Source organism: Micrococcus sp. H39-S4 (assembly GCF_027158145.1).
GTDB lineage: Bacteria > Actinomycetota > Actinomycetes > Actinomycetales > Micrococcaceae > Micrococcus > Micrococcus luteus.
In genome coordinates this window covers 1-17694 of the sequence record NZ_JAPVLT010000002.1, presented here as the reverse complement: position 1 = coordinate 17694, position 17694 = coordinate 1, and the positions used below count along the sequence as shown (strand labels likewise).

Annotated in this window: 28 protein-coding genes and 1 pseudogene; all 29 read left to right on the top strand. The window is 69.4% G+C overall.

What is annotated here, in order from left to right:
- Nucleotides 1-22 precede the first annotated feature (22 nt).
- Nucleotides 23-862, top strand: coding sequence for a 50S ribosomal protein L2 (gene rplB / locus O3T09_RS02085; RefSeq protein ID WP_010080386.1), 840 nt, complete (start codon nt 23-25; stop codon nt 860-862).
- A gap of 15 nt (nt 863-877) precedes the next feature.
- Nucleotides 878-1159, top strand: coding sequence for a 30S ribosomal protein S19 (gene rpsS / locus O3T09_RS02080; RefSeq protein WP_002857475.1), 282 nt, complete (start codon nt 878-880; stop codon nt 1157-1159).
- Between the two features lie 51 nt (nt 1160-1210).
- Nucleotides 1211-1576 carry a 50S ribosomal protein L22 gene (rplV, locus tag O3T09_RS02075; RefSeq protein WP_017487837.1) on the top strand — a complete coding sequence of 122 codons (366 nt, stop codon included), beginning with the start codon at nt 1211-1213 and terminating at the stop codon, nt 1574-1576.
- A gap of 2 nt (nt 1577-1578) precedes the next feature.
- Entirely contained in the window at nt 1579-2397 is an 819-nt protein-coding gene (gene rpsC / locus O3T09_RS02070) for a 30S ribosomal protein S3 (protein ID WP_002857479.1), read from the top strand.
- Nucleotides 2397-2813 (top strand): 50S ribosomal protein L16, encoded by a 417-nt coding sequence (gene rplP / locus O3T09_RS02065; RefSeq protein ID WP_036317764.1) that lies wholly within the window; start codon nt 2397-2399, stop codon nt 2811-2813. Before rpsC ends, rplP begins: the two co-directional genes overlap by 1 nt.
- 4 nt (nt 2814-2817) lie before the next feature.
- Complete coding sequence (gene rpmC, locus O3T09_RS02060) at nt 2818-3087, top strand: 50S ribosomal protein L29 (RefSeq protein WP_036317766.1); 270 nt, start codon at nt 2818-2820, stop codon at nt 3085-3087.
- Nucleotides 3084-3365, top strand: a complete 282-nt coding sequence (gene rpsQ, locus O3T09_RS02055) for a 30S ribosomal protein S17 (protein ID WP_036317768.1) — start codon at nt 3084-3086, stop codon at nt 3363-3365. The genes rpmC and rpsQ overlap by 4 nt, the downstream gene beginning before the upstream one ends.
- 342 nt (nt 3366-3707) lie before the next feature.
- Complete coding sequence (gene rplN, locus O3T09_RS02050; RefSeq protein WP_002857487.1) at nt 3708-4076, top strand: 50S ribosomal protein L14; 369 nt, start codon at nt 3708-3710, stop codon at nt 4074-4076.
- Between the two features lie 4 nt (nt 4077-4080).
- Nucleotides 4081-4422 (top strand): 50S ribosomal protein L24, encoded by a 342-nt coding sequence (rplX, locus tag O3T09_RS02045; protein ID WP_036317770.1) that lies wholly within the window; start codon nt 4081-4083, stop codon nt 4420-4422.
- Nucleotides 4422-4997: a 50S ribosomal protein L5 gene (rplE, locus tag O3T09_RS02040; protein ID WP_036317773.1), complete on the top strand. Its 576-nt coding sequence runs from the start codon at nt 4422-4424 to the stop codon at nt 4995-4997. The genes rplX and rplE overlap by 1 nt, the downstream gene beginning before the upstream one ends.
- Nucleotides 4998-5070: 73 nt before the next feature.
- Nucleotides 5071-5469 (top strand): 30S ribosomal protein S8, encoded by a 399-nt coding sequence (rpsH, locus tag O3T09_RS02035; protein WP_002857494.1) that lies wholly within the window; start codon nt 5071-5073, stop codon nt 5467-5469.
- Nucleotides 5470-5499: 30 nt separating this feature from the next.
- Nucleotides 5500-6033, top strand: coding sequence for a 50S ribosomal protein L6 (rplF, locus tag O3T09_RS02030; RefSeq protein WP_036317775.1), 534 nt, complete (start codon nt 5500-5502; stop codon nt 6031-6033).
- On the top strand, nt 6033-6407 hold the full coding sequence (gene rplR / locus O3T09_RS02025; protein ID WP_002857498.1) for a 50S ribosomal protein L18: 375 nt from the start codon (nt 6033-6035) through the stop codon (nt 6405-6407). The genes rplF and rplR overlap by 1 nt, the downstream gene beginning before the upstream one ends.
- The gene (gene rpsE, locus O3T09_RS02020; RefSeq protein ID WP_002857500.1) at nt 6404-7153 is read left to right on the top strand and encodes a 30S ribosomal protein S5; all 750 of its coding nucleotides are present in this window, start codon (nt 6404-6406) and stop codon (nt 7151-7153) included. Before rplR ends, rpsE begins: the two co-directional genes overlap by 4 nt.
- Nucleotides 7154-7156: 3 nt before the next feature.
- Entirely contained in the window at nt 7157-7381 is a 225-nt protein-coding gene (rpmD, locus tag O3T09_RS02015) for a 50S ribosomal protein L30 (RefSeq protein ID WP_002857502.1), read from the top strand.
- Nucleotides 7374-7826, top strand: a complete 453-nt coding sequence (rplO, locus tag O3T09_RS02010) for a 50S ribosomal protein L15 (RefSeq protein ID WP_036317776.1) — start codon at nt 7374-7376, stop codon at nt 7824-7826. Before rpmD ends, rplO begins: the two co-directional genes overlap by 8 nt.
- Before the next feature lie 165 nt (nt 7827-7991).
- Entirely contained in the window at nt 7992-9299 is a 1308-nt protein-coding gene (gene secY, locus O3T09_RS02005) for a preprotein translocase subunit SecY (RefSeq protein WP_036317778.1), read from the top strand.
- Nucleotides 9300-9350: 51 nt separating this feature from the next.
- Nucleotides 9351-9968 carry an adenylate kinase gene (locus tag O3T09_RS02000; RefSeq protein ID WP_036317780.1) on the top strand — a complete coding sequence of 206 codons (618 nt, stop codon included), beginning with the start codon at nt 9351-9353 and terminating at the stop codon, nt 9966-9968.
- 4 nt (nt 9969-9972) lie between these two features.
- On the top strand, nt 9973-10815 hold the full coding sequence (gene map, locus O3T09_RS01995) for a type I methionyl aminopeptidase (protein WP_036317782.1): 843 nt from the start codon (nt 9973-9975) through the stop codon (nt 10813-10815).
- 204 nt (nt 10816-11019) lie between these two features.
- Nucleotides 11020-11241 (top strand): translation initiation factor IF-1, encoded by a 222-nt coding sequence (gene infA, locus O3T09_RS01990; RefSeq protein WP_010080397.1) that lies wholly within the window; start codon nt 11020-11022, stop codon nt 11239-11241.
- 35 nt (nt 11242-11276) lie between these two features.
- On the top strand, nt 11277-11390 hold the full coding sequence (gene rpmJ / locus O3T09_RS01985) for a 50S ribosomal protein L36 (RefSeq protein ID WP_002857509.1): 114 nt from the start codon (nt 11277-11279) through the stop codon (nt 11388-11390).
- A gap of 274 nt (nt 11391-11664) precedes the next feature.
- Nucleotides 11665-12033: a 30S ribosomal protein S13 gene (rpsM, locus tag O3T09_RS01980; protein ID WP_017487821.1), complete on the top strand. Its 369-nt coding sequence runs from the start codon at nt 11665-11667 to the stop codon at nt 12031-12033.
- A gap of 83 nt (nt 12034-12116) precedes the next feature.
- A complete protein-coding gene (gene rpsK / locus O3T09_RS01975; RefSeq protein WP_002857513.1) occupies nt 12117-12521 on the top strand; it encodes a 30S ribosomal protein S11 in 405 nt (134 codons plus the stop codon).
- Nucleotides 12522-12652: 131 nt separating this feature from the next.
- The gene (locus tag O3T09_RS01970; protein WP_036317801.1) at nt 12653-13651 is read left to right on the top strand and encodes a DNA-directed RNA polymerase subunit alpha; all 999 of its coding nucleotides are present in this window, start codon (nt 12653-12655) and stop codon (nt 13649-13651) included.
- A gap of 75 nt (nt 13652-13726) precedes the next feature.
- On the top strand, nt 13727-14455 hold the full coding sequence (rplQ, locus tag O3T09_RS01965; protein ID WP_041103274.1) for a 50S ribosomal protein L17, sunset domain variant: 729 nt from the start codon (nt 13727-13729) through the stop codon (nt 14453-14455).
- Between the two features lie 113 nt (nt 14456-14568).
- A complete protein-coding gene (truA, locus tag O3T09_RS01960; RefSeq protein WP_095353619.1) occupies nt 14569-15462 on the top strand; it encodes a tRNA pseudouridine(38-40) synthase TruA in 894 nt (297 codons plus the stop codon).
- Nucleotides 15463-15739: 277 nt separating this feature from the next.
- Nucleotides 15740-16183, top strand: a complete 444-nt coding sequence (rplM, locus tag O3T09_RS01955; protein ID WP_002857519.1) for a 50S ribosomal protein L13 — start codon at nt 15740-15742, stop codon at nt 16181-16183.
- Between the two features lie 41 nt (nt 16184-16224).
- A complete protein-coding gene (gene rpsI / locus O3T09_RS01950; RefSeq protein ID WP_036317791.1) occupies nt 16225-16713 on the top strand; it encodes a 30S ribosomal protein S9 in 489 nt (162 codons plus the stop codon).
- A gap of 200 nt (nt 16714-16913) precedes the next feature.
- Nucleotides 16914-17469: pseudogene (locus O3T09_RS01945) on the top strand (polyphosphate kinase 2 family protein); the annotation flags it as partial.
- Nucleotides 17470-17694: the final 225 nt, after the last annotated feature.

Sequence of the window (17694 nt, the reverse complement as noted above, 5' to 3'; positions counted from 1 at the left end):
CACTTAATCGAGGAACTGACACATGGCTATCCGTAAGTACAAGCCGACCACCCCGGGCCTGCGTGGCTCGTCCGTGGCCGACTTCGCAGAGATCACCCGGTCCACGCCGGAGAAGTCCCTTCTCCGTCCGCTGCACAAGACCGGCGGCCGCAACAACACCGGTCGCATCACCACCCGTCACAAGGGCGGCGGCCACAAGCGCCAGTACCGCCTGGTCGACTTCCGTCGCCACGACAAGGACGGCGTGCCCGCCACCGTCGCGCACATCGAGTACGACCCGAACCGCACCGCCCGCATCGCGCTGCTGCACTACGCGGACGGCGCCAAGCGCTACATCCTGGCCCCGGCCAAGCTGAAGCAGGGCGACGTGGTCGAGGCCGGCCCGAACGCCGACATCAAGCCCGGCAACAACCTGCCGATGCGCAACATCCCCGTGGGCACCACCATCCACGCGGTGGAGCTGCGCCCCGGCGGCGGCGCCAAGATGGCCCGCTCCGCCGGCGCGTCCGTGCAGCTGGTCGCCCGCGAGGGCAAGTACGCCCAGCTGCGCCTGCCCTCCGGTGAGATCCGCAACGTCGACGTGCGCTGCCGCGCCACGATCGGCGAGGTCGGCAACGCCGAGCAGTCGAACATCAACTGGGGCAAGGCCGGCCGCATGCGCTGGAAGGGCGTCCGCCCGACCGTCCGCGGCGTCGTCATGAACCCGGTCGACCACCCGCACGGCGGTGGCGAGGGCAAGACCTCCGGCGGTCGTCACCCCGTCAACCGGAACGGCAAGCCCGAGGGCCGCACGCGTCGTCCGAACAAGGAAAGCGACAAGCTCATCGTGCGTCGCCGTCGTACCGGCAAGAACAAGCGATAAGGGAGCAGGGAAGACATGCCTCGCAGCCTGAAGAAGGGCCCCTTCGTCGATCAGCACCTCTACCTGAAGGTTCTGGCCGAGAACGAGAAGGGCAGCAAGAACGTCATCAAGACCTGGTCCCGCCGGTCGATGATCATCCCGGACATGCTGGGTCACACCATCGCGGTCCACGACGGACGCAAGCACGTCCCGGTGTTCGTCACCGAGTCCATGGTGGGTCACAAGCTGGGCGAGTTCGCCCCGACCCGGACCTACCGCGGCCACGTGAAGGACGACAAGAAGGGCAAGCGCCGCTGAGCCTGAGGGCACAGCACGCTTGACCTTCTCGAGAATCGAAAGAGAGAAGCAATGGAAGCCAAGGCAATTGCGCGCCACCTGCGCGTGACGCCGATGAAGGCCCGGCGCGTCGTCGACCTGGTCCGTGGCAAGCAGGCCACCGAAGCACTGGCCATCCTGAAGTTCGCCCAGCAGGGCGCTTCGGAGCCGGTGTACAAGCTGGTGGCCTCCGCGGTGGCGAACGCCCGCGTCAAGGCGGACCGCGAGGGCCAGGCCTTCGACGAGGACGCCCTCTACATCACCGAGGCCTTCGTGGACGAGGGCCCGACCATGAAGCGGTTCCAGCCCCGTGCTCAGGGCCGCGCGTACCGCATCAACAAGCGCACGAGCCACGTGACCGTGGTCGTCGCGTCCAAGGACGAGAAGGGTGGGAACTGACAATGGGCCAAAAGATCAACCCCAACGGGTTCCGCCTCGGCATCACCACCGACCACGTCTCGCACTGGTTCGCGGACTCCCACAAGGAGGGCCAGCGCTACGCTGACTTCCTCAAGGAGGACGTCAAGATCCGCGAGCTGATGACCACCGGCATGGAGCGCGCCGGCATCTCCAAGGTGGAGATCGAGCGCACCCGTGACCGCGTGCGCGTGGACATCCACACCGCGCGTCCGGGCATCGTGATCGGCCGCCGCGGCGCCGAGGCCGACCGCATCCGCGGTGAGCTCGAGAAGCTCACCGGCAAGCAGATCCAGCTGAACATCCTCGAGGTCAAGAACCCCGAGACCGATGCCCAGCTGGTGGCGCAGGGTGTGGCCGAGCAGCTCGCCTCGCGCGTGGCGTTCCGCCGCGCGATGAAGAAGGCGATCCAGTCCGCCATGCGCGCCGGCGCGCAGGGCATCCGCATCCAGTGCTCCGGCCGCCTCGGCGGCGCCGAGATGAGCCGCTCGGAGTTCTACCGCGAGGGTCGCGTGCCGCTGCACACCCTCCGCGCGAACATCGACTTCGGCAAGTTCGAGGCCAAGACCACCTTCGGCCGCATCGGCGTGAAGGTCTGGATCTACAAGGGCGACCTGACCGCCAAGGAGCTCGCGGCCAAGGAGGCCGCGCAGCCCTCCGGCCGTGGCCGTGGCGGCGAGCGCCGTGGCGGCGGTGAGCGTCGTCGTCGCAACGATCGCGCCGAGCGTGCTCCCCGCCAGGAGAACGCCGGCGCCGGCGCCGAGACCCCGGCCGCCGCTCCCGCTGAAGGAGGCAACGCCTGATGCTGATCCCCCGTCGCGTCAAGCACCGCAAGCAGCACCACCCCAAGCGTTCCGGCGCCGCCAAGGGCGGCACCACCGTGACGTTCGGCGAGTGGGGCATCCAGGCGCTCACGCCGGCCTATGTGACCAACCGTCAGATCGAGGCCGCCCGTATCGCCATGACCCGCTACATCAAGCGTGGCGGCAAGGTCTGGATCAACATCTACCCGGACCGTCCGCTCACCAAGAAGCCCGCCGAGACCCGCATGGGCTCCGGCAAGGGCTCGCCGGAGTGGTGGGTCGCCAACGTCAAGCCCGGACGCGTGCTCTTCGAGCTGTCGGGTGTCACGGAGGACGTCGCCCGCGAGGCGCTCCGCCTGGCCATCCACAAGCTGCCGCTGAAGGCCCGTATCATCCGTCGAGAGGGTGGTGAGTGATCCCATGGCGATCGGCACCAAGGATCTGAACGTCGAGTCCCTGGACGGGATGGACAACGCCCGCCTGCTGGAGGCCCTGAAGTCCTCCAAGGAGGAGCTGTTCAACCTGCGCTTCCAGGCCGCCACCGGTCAGCTGGACAACGCCAGCCGGCTGAAGGCCGTCAAGCGTGACATCGCGCGCATCTACACGATCCTGCGCGAGCGCGAGCTGGGCATCCGCGGCGATGTCGCCGCCGAGGCGCAGGCCGAGAAGAACGAGGAGGCTGCCAAGTGACCGAGCAGACCCCGGCCGTCTCCGAGGAGCGCGGCTACCGCAAGGCCCTCCGTGGCATCGTCGTCTCCGACAAGATGGACAAGACCATCGTCGTCGAGGTCGAGGACCGCAAGAAGCACTCGCTCTACGGCAAGGTGCTGAAGACCTCGAAGCGCGTGAAGGCGCACGACGAGGACAACACCGCCGGCGTGGGCGACCGCGTCCGCCTCGCCGAGACCCGCCCGCTGTCCGCCTCCAAGCGGTGGCGTCTGGTGGAGATCGTCGAGCGCGCCAAGTGATCGACCCGGCCCCCTGAGGGCCGGCGACGCAGAGGGCCGCCCCGTGCACTGGCACGGGGCGGCCTTGTGCGTTAGACTCTGATATTCGTGCGCCCTCTCGTTGGCAGGACCATCCATCCTGTGTGCCGAGGGCCGCGCACGCCGATCCCGGATCCGCCTCGGCCCTGCCCTGCGCGCCCCTCCGCTCTCGACCTCCCCGACGCTGTCTGAACACGCGTCGCCGGGGGACGACGGCGGGCGGCCCGCCTCGGGGGAGGGGTAAGCGTCCCGGGATGCCCGTTCAACCGTTCCGCAAGGCTCGCCCATCGTGGGGGAGAACCGGCGCGACGCTAGGAGAGACAAGTGATCCAGCAGGAGTCGCGGCTCAAGGTCGCCGACAACACCGGTGCGAAGGAAATCCTGACCATCCGTGTTCTCGGCGGTTCCGGACGCCGCTACGCAGGCATCGGCGACACCATCGTCGCCACCGTGAAGGACGCCATCCCCGGCGGCAACGTCAAGAAGGGCGACGTCGTCAAGGCCGTGGTGGTCCGCACCCGCAAGCAGTCCCGCCGTCCCGACGGCTCGTACATCAAGTTCGACGAGAACGCGGCGGTCATCCTGAAGACCGACGGCGAGCCCCGTGGCACGCGCATCTTCGGCCCCGTGGGTCGCGAGCTGCGTGACAAGAAGTTCATGAAGATCGTGTCGCTCGCCCCGGAGGTGATCTGACCTCATGGCCAAGATCAAGAAGGACGACCTCGTCCAGGTCATCAGTGGCAAGGACAAGGGCAAGCAGGGCAAGGTCCTGCGCGTGTTCCCGGCGGATGAGCGCGTGCTCGTCGAGGGCGTGAACCGCGTGACCAAGCACCTGCGCGCCGGCCAGGACAACAACGGTTCCACCGAGGGCGGCCTGCAGGTCGTCGAGGCCCCGATCCACATCTCGAACGTGGCCGTGGTGGACCCGGAGACCAAGAAGCCGACCCGTGTGGGCTACCGCTTCGAGACCGTCGAGAAGGACGGCGTGAGCAAGACCGTGAAGGTCCGCTTCGCCAAGGCCTCGGGGAAGGAGCTGTGATGACCGAGGTGCAGCAGACCGAGAAGGTCACCCCGCGTCTGAAGACCAAGTACCGCGACGAGATCCGCGGCGCCCTGCAGGAGCAGTTCCAGTACGGGAACGTCATGCAGGTGCCGGGTCTCGTGAAGGTCGTCGTCAACATGGGCGTCGGCGAGGCCGCCAAGGACTCCAAGATCATCGACGGCGCGGTCGCCGACCTCACCGCCATCACCGGCCAGAAGCCGATGATCACCAAGGCCCGCAAGTCCATCGCGCAGTTCAAGCTGCGTGAGGGCATGCCCATCGGCACGCACGCCACGCTCCGTGGCGACCGCATGTGGGAGTTCCTGGACCGCCTGGTCACGCTCGCGCTGCCGCGCATCCGTGACTTCCGCGGCCTGTCCGACCGCCAGTTCGACGGCAACGGCAACTACACCTTCGGCCTGTCCGAGCAGACCGTGTTCCACGAGATCGATCAGGACAAGATCGACCGCGTGCGCGGCATGGACATCACCGTGGTGACGACCGCCAAGAACGACGACGAGGGCCGCGCGCTGCTCAAGGCGCTGGGCTTCCCGTTCAAGACCGACCAGTAAGACCTCCACGCCACAGGTCCTCCACCGGTGAACCGGTGGCGGAAACCACGGCGAGAAAGGGCGTGAAGCCCACATGACCATGACCGATCCCGTCGCAGACATGCTGACCCGTCTGCGCAACGCAAACTCGGCCTACCACGACACCGTGTCCATGCCGTCCTCGAAGCTGAAGACTCGCGTCGCCGAGATCCTCAAGGCCGAGGGCTACATCCAGGACTGGCGCGAGGAGGAGGCCGAGGTCGGCAAGAAGCTGACCATCGACCTGAAGTTCGGCCCGCAGCGTGAGCGTGCGATCGCCGGCCTGCGCCGCATCTCCAAGCCGGGCCTGCGCGTGTACGCGAAGTCCACGAACCTGCCCCACGTGCTGGGCGGCCTCGGCATCGCCATCCTGTCCACCTCCTCTGGTCTCCTCACGAACCAGCAGGCCGCCAAGAAGGGCGTGGGCGGAGAAGTCCTCGCCTACGTCTGGTGACGGGCAAGACGGAAGAAAGGCTGAACTGACATGTCTCGAATCGGACGTCTCCCGATCACCATCCCCGCCGGCGTCGATGTGACCATCGACGGCGACCGCGTCTCCGTGAAGGGCCCCAAGGGCCAGCTCGAGCACTCGCTGCCCACGCCCATCACGGTCACCCTCGAGGAGGGGCAGGTCACCGTGGCCCGCCCCGACGACGAGCGTGAGTCCCGTTCCCTGCACGGTCTGACCCGCACCCTCATCAGCAACATGGTCGAGGGCGTGACCAACGGCTTCTCCAAGCAGCTCGAGGTCGTCGGCACCGGCTACCGCGTGCAGGCCAAGGGCCAGGACCTCGAGTTCGCCCTGGGCTACTCCCACCCCGTCCCGGTGAAGGCGCCCCAGGGCATCACCTTCACGGTGGAGGGCAACAAGGTCACCGTCGCCGGTATCGACAAGCAGCAGGTCGGCGAGACCGCCGCCAACATCCGCAAGCTGCGCCGCCCCGACCCGTACAAGGGCAAGGGCGTGCGCTACGCGGGCGAGCAGATCCGCCGCAAGGCCGGAAAGGCAGGTAAGTGATGTCTACTCTGAAGGTGAAGGGCAAGGGCAAGTTCAACGCCCGCACCCGCCGCCACCTCCGGGTGCGCAAGCGGATCTCCGGCACCACCGTCCGTCCCCGCCTCGTCGTCAACCGCTCTGCACGGCACATGTTCGTGCAGGTCGTGGACGACACGCAGAGCCGCACGCTCGCGTACGCCTCCACCATGGAGGCCGACGTGCGTGCGCTCGAGGGCGACAAGACGGCCAAGGCCAAGCGCGTGGGCGAGCTCGTCGCCGAGCGTGCCAAGGCGGCCGGCATCGAGGCCGTGGTCTTCGACCGCGGCGGCAACAAGTACCACGGGCGCGTCGCGGCCGTGGCCGACGGTGCGCGAGAGGGTGGGCTGCAGCTGTGACCGAGAACATCAACCAGAAGGACACTCAGGTGACCGAGAGCACCGAGACCACCGTCTCCGAGACCGGGTCGGGCTCGGCGAGCCAGACCACCGAGCGCGCCACCGGTGGCCGCGGCGGTCGCGACGGCGGCCGCGGTGGCCGTGACGGCGATCGTCGTGGCGGCCGTCGCGACGACCGCAACCGTCGTGGCGCCCAGGACGACGAGAAGGACCAGTTCCTCGAGCGCGTCGTGGGCATCAACCGCGTCTCCAAGGTCGTCAAGGGCGGCCGCCGCTTCTCCTTCACCGCCCTCGTGGTGGTGGGTGACGGCGACGGCACCGTCGGCGTCGGCTACGGCAAGGCGAAGGAGGTCCCCGCCGCGATCCAGAAGGCCGTGGAGGAGGCCAAGAAGTCCTTCTTCCGCGTCCCCCGCGTCGGCTCCACCATCCCGCACCTGGTGCAGGGTGAGGACGCCGCCGGCGTCGTGCTGCTCCGCCCGGCCTCCCCGGGTACCGGCGTGATCGCCGGCGGTCCGGTGCGCGCCGTGCTCGAGTGCGCCGGCATCCACGACGTGCTGTCCAAGTCCATGGGCTCCGTGAACGCGATCAACATCGTGCGCGGCACCGTGGACGCCCTCAAGAAGCTGGAAGAGCCCCAGGCCGTCGCCGCCCGCCGCGGCAAGGCCCTGGACGAGATCGCCCCCCATGCGATGCTGCGCACCATGGAGAACGATCGCGCCCAGAAGAGCGCGAAGGCAGGTGCGTGAGCCGTGTTTGAGCCCACCCGCAAGAACATCCAGCCCTCGGACGCCACCCTGGTCATCACCCAGACCCGCGGCGTCACGGGCTCCAAGCAGAACCATCGGGACACCCTGCGCTCGCTGGGCCTGAAGCGGATCGGCCACCAGGTCACCCGCAAGGCCGACGCGGTGACGGTCGGCATGGTCAACACCGTGCCGCACCTGGTGTCCGTGGAGGAGGTCAACAATGGCTGACAACGACGCCATCAAGGTCCACGACCTGCGTCCGGCCCCCGGTGCCAAGACCGCCAAGACCCGTGTGGGTCGCGGTGAGGCGTCGAAGGGCAAGACCGCCGGTCGCGGCACCAAGGGCACCAAAGCCCGTTACCAGGTCCGTGCGGGCTTCGAGGGCGGCCAGCTGCCCCTGCAGATGCGTCTGCCGAAGCTCCGCGGCTTCAAGAACCCGTTCCGCACGGAGTACCAGGTCGTGAACCTGGACAAGCTCTCCGCGCACTTCCCCGAGGGCGGTGAGGTCACCGTGGACGCGCTCGTGTCCAAGGGCCTCGTCCGTCGCGGTCAGCCCGTCAAGGTGCTGGGCACGGGGGAGATCACCTCGGCCGTGCAGGTGAAGGCGAACGCCTTCTCCTCGTCCGCCGTGGAGAAGATCCAGGCCGCCGGCGGGTCCACCGAGACCCTCTGACACGCCGACCCATCCACCGAGGGCCCTGGCCCGGAGCAGCCGCTCCGGACCAGGGCCCTCGGTCCATCCGTGTAGACTCGCACAGCGGCCGCCCCGGTGTGGCCGCCGTCTCGTGCCCCGCCCCGCGGCCGGCGCGCGCCCCACAGGACCACCGCAGGAGGACTCGTGCTCAAGGCCATCGCCCGGATCGTCCGGACGCCTGACCTGTTGCGGAAGATCGCCTTCACGCTCGCGCTCATCGCCGTCTACCGGATGGGCGCCTTCGTGCCGGCCCCCGGGGTGGACTACCCGGCGGTGCAGCAGTGTCTCGCGGCGGGCAACGCCCAGGGCGGCCTGTACTCCTTCGTGAACATGTTCTCGGGCGGGGCGCTCCTGCAGGTGTCCGTCTTCGCGCTCGGCATCATGCCCTACATCACGGCGTCGATCATCGTGCAGCTGCTGCGCGTGGTGATCCCGCGCTTCGAGCAGCTCCACCAGGAGGGCCCGCAGGGCCAGGCGACGCTGACGCAGTACACCCGCTACCTGACCCTCGCCCTCGCCCTGCTGCAGGCGACCACGATGGCCTCGCTGGCCCGCACCGGGGCCCTGCTCGGATGCAGCCTGCCGCTGCTGCGCGACGGCTCCATCCTCACGGTGCTGCTCGTGGTCATCGCCCTGACCACCGGCTGTCTCATCGTCATGTGGTTCGGCGAGCGGATCACCGAGAACGGCGTGGGCAACGGCATGTCCCTGCTGATCTTCACCTCCATCGCGGCGGGCTTTCCGGCCGGCCTCGGCCAGGTGGTCCAGACGCAGGGCTGGCGCGTGTTCGCGATCGTCATGGGGATCGGCCTGCTCACCATGCTGGCCATCGTCTTCGTGGAGGAGTCGCAGCGCCGGATCCCGGTCCAGTACGCCAAGCGGCAGATCGGCTCGCGGACCGTGGGCGGGTCGAGCACCTACATCCCGGTCAAGGTGAACATGGCCAACGTCATCCCGGTCATCTTCGCCTCCTCCGTGCTGATGCTCCCGAGCATCCTCATCCAGTTCAACACGCCGCAGGACGGCAGTGCGCCGGCCCCGTGGATCACGTGGCTGAGCCGGTACTTCGGCCCCGGCGACCACCCGGTGTACATGGCCCTGTACTTCCTGCTCATCATCGGCTTCACGTACTTCTACGTGTCCATCACGTTCAACCCGGTGGAGATCTCGGACAACATGAAGCGCTACGGCGGCTTCATCCCCGGCGTCCGCGCCGGCCGGCCCACCGAGCGTTACCTGCAGTACGTCATCAGCCGCATCACGCTCGTGGGCGCCCTCTACCTGGGTATCGTGGCCATGATCCCGCTGATCGCCTTCGCGGTGATCGGCACCAGCCAGAACTTCCCGCTCGGCGGCACGTCCATCCTCATCATGGTGGGCGTCGGCCTCCAGACCGTGAAGCAGGTCAGCGCACAGATGGAGCAGCGCCACTACGAGGGCCTGCTGCGCTGAGCCCCGACCCGATCCCGCAACGCCGTCCGTATCGACAGTGAGGAACACACGATGACCCGCATGCTGCTCATGGGCCCTCCCGGTTCCGGCAAGGGCACCCAGGCCGCCCGGATCGCCGACAAGCTGGGGATCGTCCCGATCTCCACCGGTGACATCTTCCGCCACAACGTGAAGTCGATGACGCCGCTCGGCGTCGAGGCCAAGAAGTACATCGACAACGGCGACTTCGTCCCCGATGAGGTCACGAACCGCATGGTCGCGGACCGCATCGCCCAGGCCGACGCGGAGCACGGCTTCCTGCTGGACGGCTACCCGCGCACGAAGGGCCAGGTCGAGGCGCTGGACGCCATGCTCGCCGAGTCCGGCCAGTCGCTGTCCGCCGTCGTCGAGCTGGAGGTGCCCGACGAGGAGCTCGTGGAGCGTCTGCTCAAGCGTGCCGAGATCGAGGGCCGCGCGGACGACACCCAGGAGGTCATCGAGCACCGCCTGGACCTGTACCACCGCGAGACCGAGTCCGTCATCCAGGAGTACGTGGAGCGCGGCATCGTCGCCCGCGTGGACGGCACCGGGCAGATCGACGACGTCACCGAGCGCCTGCTGCAGGCCGTGTACTCCGTGCGCGCAGCCACGGGCTCCCTGCCCGTGATCCAGCCGGGCGCGGAGTCCTGACCCCGTGATCGGCCGCCGCTCGCTCGAGCTCAAGACCGCCCCCCAGCTGCAGGCCATGCAGCGCGCGGGGGTGGTCCTGTCCGAGGCCCTGGACGCCACGCTGACCGCGGCCGCGCCGGGCGTCACCACCGCGGAGCTGGACGCCGTGTTCGCGGGCGTCCTGGCCGAGCGCGGTGCGACCTCCAACTTCCTGGGCTACTACGACTTCCCGGCCTCGATCTGCACCTCGGTCAACGACGAGGTCGTGCACGGCATCCCCGGGGACCGGGTCCTGCAGACCGGCGACGTGCTGAAGGTCGACGGGGGCGCGATCGTGGACGGCTGGCACGCCGACTCGGCCCGCACGGTGATCCTGGGCTCCTCCGCGGCCGGCACCGCGGACCCGGCCGACGAGCGCCTCTCGGCGATCACGCGGGAGGCGCTCTGGGTCGGCATCGCGGCCTTCGCGTCCGCCACCCATGTCGGGGACATCGGGGACGCCATCGACGACTTCGTCTCGGCGCAGCCGGGCGAGGAGCTCGGCATCCTCGAGGAGTACGTGGGGCACGGCATCGGCTCGGCCATGCACCTGCCCCCGGACGTGTTCAACTACCGCACCGGCCACCGGGGCCCCAAGATCCGCCCCGGTCTGGCGCTCGCCATCGAGCCGATGCTGGTGCGTGGCTCCATCGACACGAAGGTGCTCGCGGACGACTGGACCGTGGTGACCCTCGACGGCGCCCGCGCCAGCCAGTGGGAGCACTCGGTCTGCCGGCACGACGGCGGTGTGTGGGTGCTCACCGCGCCCGACGGCGGCGCCTCCGAGCTCGCCCGGTTCGGCGTGGTCCCGGTCCCGCCGGGGGAGTGAGCGGCCCGAGCTGTCGGCCGTCCGTCCCGCCCGTCCGGCGGACCGGGCGGCCGTCGTCGTCTGTGCTGGTTCTCAGACCGAGAATGCGGTATCATCGAACGTTGTTCGTGTGCGCGCACTCGTGTGCGCCGGCGAGCAGACCCGTTCCCGCCCCGTCACCCGGCCCTCCGCGGCCGTGCCCGGGGCATGACGATTGTGGAGGACATGGCTAAGAAGGAAGGTGTCATCGAGGTCGAGGGCACGGTGTCGGAGGCATTGCCGAACGCGATGTTCCGGGTCCGTCTGCAGAACGAGCACGTCGTGCTCGCCACGATCTCCGGAAAGATGCGTCAGCACTACATCCGCATCCTCCCCGAGGATCGCGTCGTGGTGGAGCTTAGCCCGTACGACCTCAACCGGGGTCGGATCGTGTACCGATACAAGTAAGAACCCCCGTCCAAGCGAGCGCAGGAGGAAGAGCCGTGAAGGTTCAGCCGAGCGTGAAGCGGATTTGTGACAAGTGCCAGGTCGTGCGCCGTAAGGGCCGCGTGCTGGTGATCTGCTCGAACCCGCGCCACAAGCAGCGCCAGGGCTGATCGCCTCCCCGGGAGCCCGGGGAGCGACGCCGTCGCGTTGACCACACCACCCACCGGCCATCGGGCCGAACAGCAGGGACAGCGGTCCACCCCGTGAGGGGAGGGCCCCCACCTCCGGCCGCAGGGGCCGGAGACCGACGACGGCGGACGCCCGCCGCGGAGCACGCCGGATCTTCCCCGGCGCCGCGACGACGGGTCCGCGAGGCCCAGTGCCGCGTCGTGCGGGACGTCCCTGGTGCAGACCCCTGCTGCAGAAGAACAGGAGGACGGCCACATGGCTCGTCTTGCAGGCGTTGACATTCCGCGCGAGAAGCGCGTGATCATCGCACTCACGTACATCTACGGTGTGGGCAAGACCCGCGCTGAGGAGACCCTCGCCGCCACGGGCATCGACCCGAACATCCGCGTGAAGGACCTCTCCGACGAGCAGCTGGTGCAGCTGCGCGACCACATCGAGGGCAGCTACAAGGTGGAGGGCGACCTCCGCCGCGAGGTGGCCGCCGACATCCGTCGCAAGGTGGAGATCGGCTCCTACGAGGGCCTGCGCCACCGCCGCGGCCTGCCGGTGCGCGGCCAGCGCACGAAGACCAACGCCCGTACCCGCAAGGGCCCCAAGAAGACGGTCGCCGGCAAGAAGAAGTGATCCTGCACCGGCGGTGACCGCGTCCACGTCCGGACGCCCCGCCCGCAGCATCAGCACCAGCAGCTTTCCCGGAGGAGAATCACATGCCCCCCAAGACTCGCGCATCGGCTGCCCGCAAGCCGCGTCGCAAGGCCAACAAGAACATCACCGTGGGCCAGGCCCACATCAAGAGCACGTTCAACAACACCATCGTGTCCATCACGGACACCACGGGTGCCGTCATCTCCTGGGCCTCGTCCGGCGAGGTCGGCTTCAAGGGGTCGCGCAAGTCGACCCCGTACGCCGCGCAGATGGCCGCCGAGCAGGCCGCCAAGCGTGCGCAGGAGCACGGCATGAAGAAGGTGGACGTCTTCGTGAAGGGTCCGGGCTCGGGCCGCGAGACCGCCATCCGCTCCCTGCAGGCCGCCGGCCTCGAGGTGGGGTCCATCCAGGACGTCACCCCCATGGCCCACAACGGCGCTCGCCCGGCGAAGCGCCGCCGCGTCTGACCTGAGCGCTGTGTCCGCGTCCGCCCCGCCCGGGGCGGACGCGGACAGGTCTGCGGACCTGCCCCCACCCCGTCCTCGTTTCCACCCACCGCGTGCGTCATATGGCGGACGCTCGCCGAAAGGAAATGTCCGTGCTCATTGCACAGCGCCCCACGCTGACCGAAGAGGTCGTCTCCGACCGTCGTTCCCGGTTCGTCATCGAGCCCCTGGAGCCCGGCTTCGGCTACACCCTCGGCAACTCCCTGCGCCGCACTCTGCTCTCGTCGATCCCCGGTGCTGCCGTGACCAGCATCCGCGTGGACGGCGTGCTGCACGAGTTCAGCACCGTCAACGGAGTCAAGGAGGATGTCACCGAGATCATCCTCAACATCAAGAAGCTCTCCGTCTCCTCGGAGAACGACGAGCCCGTGGTGGCCTACCTGCGCAAGCAGGGGGCCGGCGTCGTCACCGCCGCGGACATCACCGCGCCGGCCGGCGTCGAGATCCACAACTCGGACCTGCACATCGCGACCCTGAACGCGAAGGGCAAGTTCGACATGGAGCTGACCATCGAGCGCGGTCGCGGCTACGTGACCGCCGCCCAGAACAAGTCCGCGGACGCGGAGATCGGCCGCATCCCGGTCGACTCCATCTACTCCCCGGTCCTCAAGGTGACCTTCAAGGTCGAGGCCACCCGTGTGGAGCAGCGCACCGACTTCGACCGTCTGATCCTGGACGTGGAGACCAAGGAGAACATGCTGCCGCGTGACGCGGTGGCCTCTGCCGGCTCCACCCTGGTCGAGCTGTTCGGCCTGGCCCGCTCGCTCAACGTCGAGGCCGAGGGCATCGACCTGGGCGACGAGCCCGAGGTCGTCGAGGGCTCCGCCGACCTGGCCCAGCCGATCGAGGAGCTCGAGCTCACCGTGCGCTCGTACAACTGCCTCAAGCGCGAGGGCATCCACACCGTGGGCGAGCTCGTGGGCCGTTCCGAGGCCGACCTGATGGACATCCGCAACTTCGGCGCGAAGTCCATCGACGAGGTCAAGGAGAAGCTCCAGGAGCTGGGCCTGTCCCTCAAGGACTCGCCGGCCGGCTACGACCCGCAGGCGCACGCGCGCCAGATGGACGACGACCCGTTCTCGGACTTCTGAGCCGATTCCGCACCACCTGACATCTTCGACCCGACGCCGCAGCCGGCTGAAGGGTCCCACCCGAGGAGAAACACCATGCCTACCCCCACCAAGGGTCCGCGTCTGGGCGGCAGCCCGGCCCACGAGCGCATCATGCTGGCGAACATGTCCGCCCAGCTGTTCGAGCACAAGTCGATCACCACGACGCTCACCCGCGCCAAGCGCCTGCGCCCGTACGCCGAGCGCCTGATCACCTTCGCCAAGAAGGGCGATCTGCCGGCCCGCCGCAAGGTGCAGGGTCTCATCGCCGCCAAGAACCGCACCAACAAGGCGGTCGTGCACGAGCTGTTCACCGTGATCGGCCCGGCGATGGCCGAGCGCAACGGCGGCTACACCCGCATCACCAAGATCGGCAACCGCCAGGGCGACAACGCGCCCATGGCCGTGATCGAGCTGATCATGGACCCGATCTCCGGCAAGCAGGCCGTGGTGCGTGAGGCCGAGCAGGCCGCCGCGTCCGCGCCGGCCGCGCCGGCCGAGTCCACCCCGGTGGAGGCCGTCGACCCGGCCGCCACCGAGGAGGTCACCGTGGCCGAGTCGCAGGAGGCCGCCGCCGAGATCGACGGCGCCGTGCCCACCAACGAGGACGGCTCGGCTCCGGCCGAGGCCACCATCAAGGGCAACGCCAGCTCGAAGAAGTACCACGTCCCCGGCTCGCGCTGGTACGACCAGACCACCGCCGAGGTCTGGTTCTCCACCGTCGAGGAGGCCAAGGCCGCGGGCTTCGAGCCCGCCGGTGGCGAGGCCGCCCAGAAGATGGCCTGACGCCATCGCGGGAGTCCGCGTCCGTCCCCGTGACGACGCCCCGGCGAGGGCCATCCACCACCCGGTGGGCGGCCCTTCGCCGTCCCCGGCCCCGCCCCGCTGAGAGGAGCAGCATGAGCGAGCAGCACCGCCCGGACGTCCCGCCGGCACCCGGGGATCCCGCATCCGTGCGAGTCCGCCTGGACCTGGCCTACGACGGCGGCACCTTCCACGGCTGGGCCCGCCAGCCCGGTCTCGACTCGGTCCAGGGTGCGCTGGAGGACGGGCTCGAGCGGATCCTGCGCCGGCCCGTGCGCACGGTGGTCGCCGGCCGCACCGACGCGGGGGTGCACGCGCGCGGCCAGGTCGTCCACCTCGACCTGACCGAGACGGAGTGGGCGGGCCTGACCCGCGGCCGGCCCGGCCTGGAGCCGGCCACCTCCCTCACCCGCCGCCTCGGCGGGGTGCTCTCCGGGTGGGGCGGGGCCGTCGTCGTGCACGGGGCGCGGCGGGCCCCCGCGGGCTTCGACGCGCGGTTCAGCGCGCTGTGGCGCGAGTACGAGTACCGGATCGACGACGCACCCGCCGCGCGTGATCCGCGCACGCGGGGCTTCACCCACTGGCACGGCGCCGCCCTGGACGATCGCCTCATGGCGCTGGAGGCCGACGCCGTCCTCGGACTGCACGACTTCCTGTCCTTCTGCCGGCCCCGCGCGGGCGCCACGACCATCCGCGAGGTCCAGCACCTGGAGGTGCGACGCGATGAGGACGGCGTCGTGCGCGTCCGGATCCGGGCCGACGCGTTCTGCCACAACATGGTCCGGGCGATCGTCGGGGCGCTGCTGCAGGTGGGGGAGGGGGCCCGCGAGCCCGGCTGGCTCGCGCACCGGGTGGCGAGGCCGGCCCGCGACTCCGAGGTGCGCCTCGCCCCGCCCGGGGGGCTGACGCTGCTCGCCGTCGGCTATCCCGACGAGGCGGAGGAGCTGCGCCGGCGCGCCGAGGGCACCCGGGCGAAGCGGACCCTGTGAGCCGGGGTCGCCCGCGGCGGCGGCTTTTGGCTCCGGGGCCCGCGTTCGGTAGGATGGGTGGACGTTGCGCATGCCCGCACCCGGATGCGTCGTGCCGCGAGTGGCTCAGTTGCATGGCCTTCAGCTCGCGCCGCACCCCCGGGGCATCGGGCCCGGACGCCTTCCAGCCCTCACCTGGGGGACCGGCGCGCACGGAGAACTGACAGCGCGAGCGCGCCGGAATCACGACCCGGCGGGCAGGTGCTGTGGACCACCACCGACCCTGAAGGCAGACAACGTGCGTACGTACTCTCCCAAGCCTGGCGACGCCGACCGTCAGTGGCACATCATCGATGCCACCGACGTCGTCCTCGGCCGCCTGGCCTCCCACACCGCCACCCTCCTGCGCGGCAAGCACAAGCCGACGTTCGCCCCCCACATGGACATGGGCGACTACGTCATCATCGTGAACGCCGAGAAGGTCGCCCTCACCGGCGCCAAGCTCGAGAAGAAGCGCGCCTACCGCCACTCGGGCTACCCGGGCGGCCTGAAGTCGCAGTCCTACGCCGAGCTGCTCGAGACCAACCCGGTCCGCGCCGTGGAGAAGGCCGTCAAGGGCATGCTCCCGAAGAACTCGCTGGCCGCCCAGCAGCTCTCCAAGCTGAAGGTGTACAAGGGCGCCGAGCACCCGCACACCGCCCAGCAGCCCCAGACCTTCGAGATCGGCCAGGTCGCCCAGTGACCCCGGCGGGCCACTGACGCAGACCTTCCCTGAGGAGAACCATGAGCATCAACGAGAACGACGACGTGGAGCTGACGAGCTACACCTCTGAGTCCACCGCCGCCGCCGAGGCCCCCGTCGCCTCCGAGCGCCCGGCCCTGACCGTGCCCGGCTCCGCCGTCGGCCGCCGCAAGGAGGCCGTGGCCCGCGTGCGCCTCGTCCCCGGCTCCGGCCAGTGGACCATCAACGGTCGCGCCCTGGAGAACTACTTTCCGAACAAGCTGCACCAGCAGGAGGTCTCCGACCCCTTCACGCTGCTGGAGCTGACCGGCGCCTACGACGTGATCGCCCGCATCCACGGCGGCGGCCCCTCCGGCCAGGCCGGTGCGCTGCGCCTGGGCATCTCCCGCGCCCTCAACGAGATCGACCGCGAGCACAACCGCCCGGCGCTCAAGAAGGCCGGCTTCCTGACCCGCGACGCCCGCGTCATCGAGCGCAAGAAGGCCGGCCTCAAGAAGGCCCGCAAGGCCTCGCAGTTCTCGAAGCGCTGATCCTGCGCCGCACGGTGTCCCCACCGTGCCCCCGCCGACGCCCCGTCCCGCTCCTCACGAGCGGGGCGGGGCGTCCGCCGTCTCCGTGGGCCGGCGGCACCTGACCCAGGGGTAATATGAAGGCGCATGGCGACGACGCCATGACGGGCCGCTCGCCCGTCCGGTGCGCGGTCCGATCGGAGACACCCTCGGGAGCCGCCGTGGCCGAGAACACGAGTCCCACGCCCGACCCCCGCACCCGTGGCGAGCACGGCACGGAGCACGCCGCGCAGGCCCCCTTCGCCGTGACCCGTGACTACGCCGCCGAGGTGGACGAGATCCGGGAGCTGGGCCGCAAGCTCGGCGGGGAGAAGAAGACCCCCCACCCCGGACCCGCAGGCCTGGCGTGAGGGCTACCCGTACAAGACCAAGCTCAGCCGCAAGAGCTACGAACGACGCAAGCGCGAGCTGCAGATCGAGCTGCTGAAGATGCAGCTCTGGGTCAAGGAGACCGGCCAGAAGGTCCTGATCATCTTCGAGGGCCGCGACGCCGCCGACAAGGGCGGCGCCATCAAGCGCTTCAACGAGCACCTCAACCCCCGCGGCGCCCGGACCGTGGCCCTGGCGAAGCCCACGGAGGAGGAGGCCTCGCAGTGGTACTTCCAGTGCTACATCCAGCACCTCGAGTTCATGCGCGAGACCCCTGAGCTGGAGCGCATGCTCGTCAACTCCGGCGTGCACATCATCAAGTTCTGGTTCTCCGTGTCCCAGCGTGAGTGTAAGCGGCCATGAAAAGCTGCCCATAGGTGGCCAGGGAATGACCCGCTGACGGCCATGAGGACTGCCCAGTGATGGCCACGGGAACTGCCCGGTGCTGGCCATCTGGTTTGCCCGCGTTGCTCGTTGCCCGCCGCGTCGTGAGCCGGCGGGGGCCTCCTCCCCGGGTTGGATATCGGTGTCGAATCGAATCCAGCGAGGAAGAGGCCCTGAATGAAGGATGCC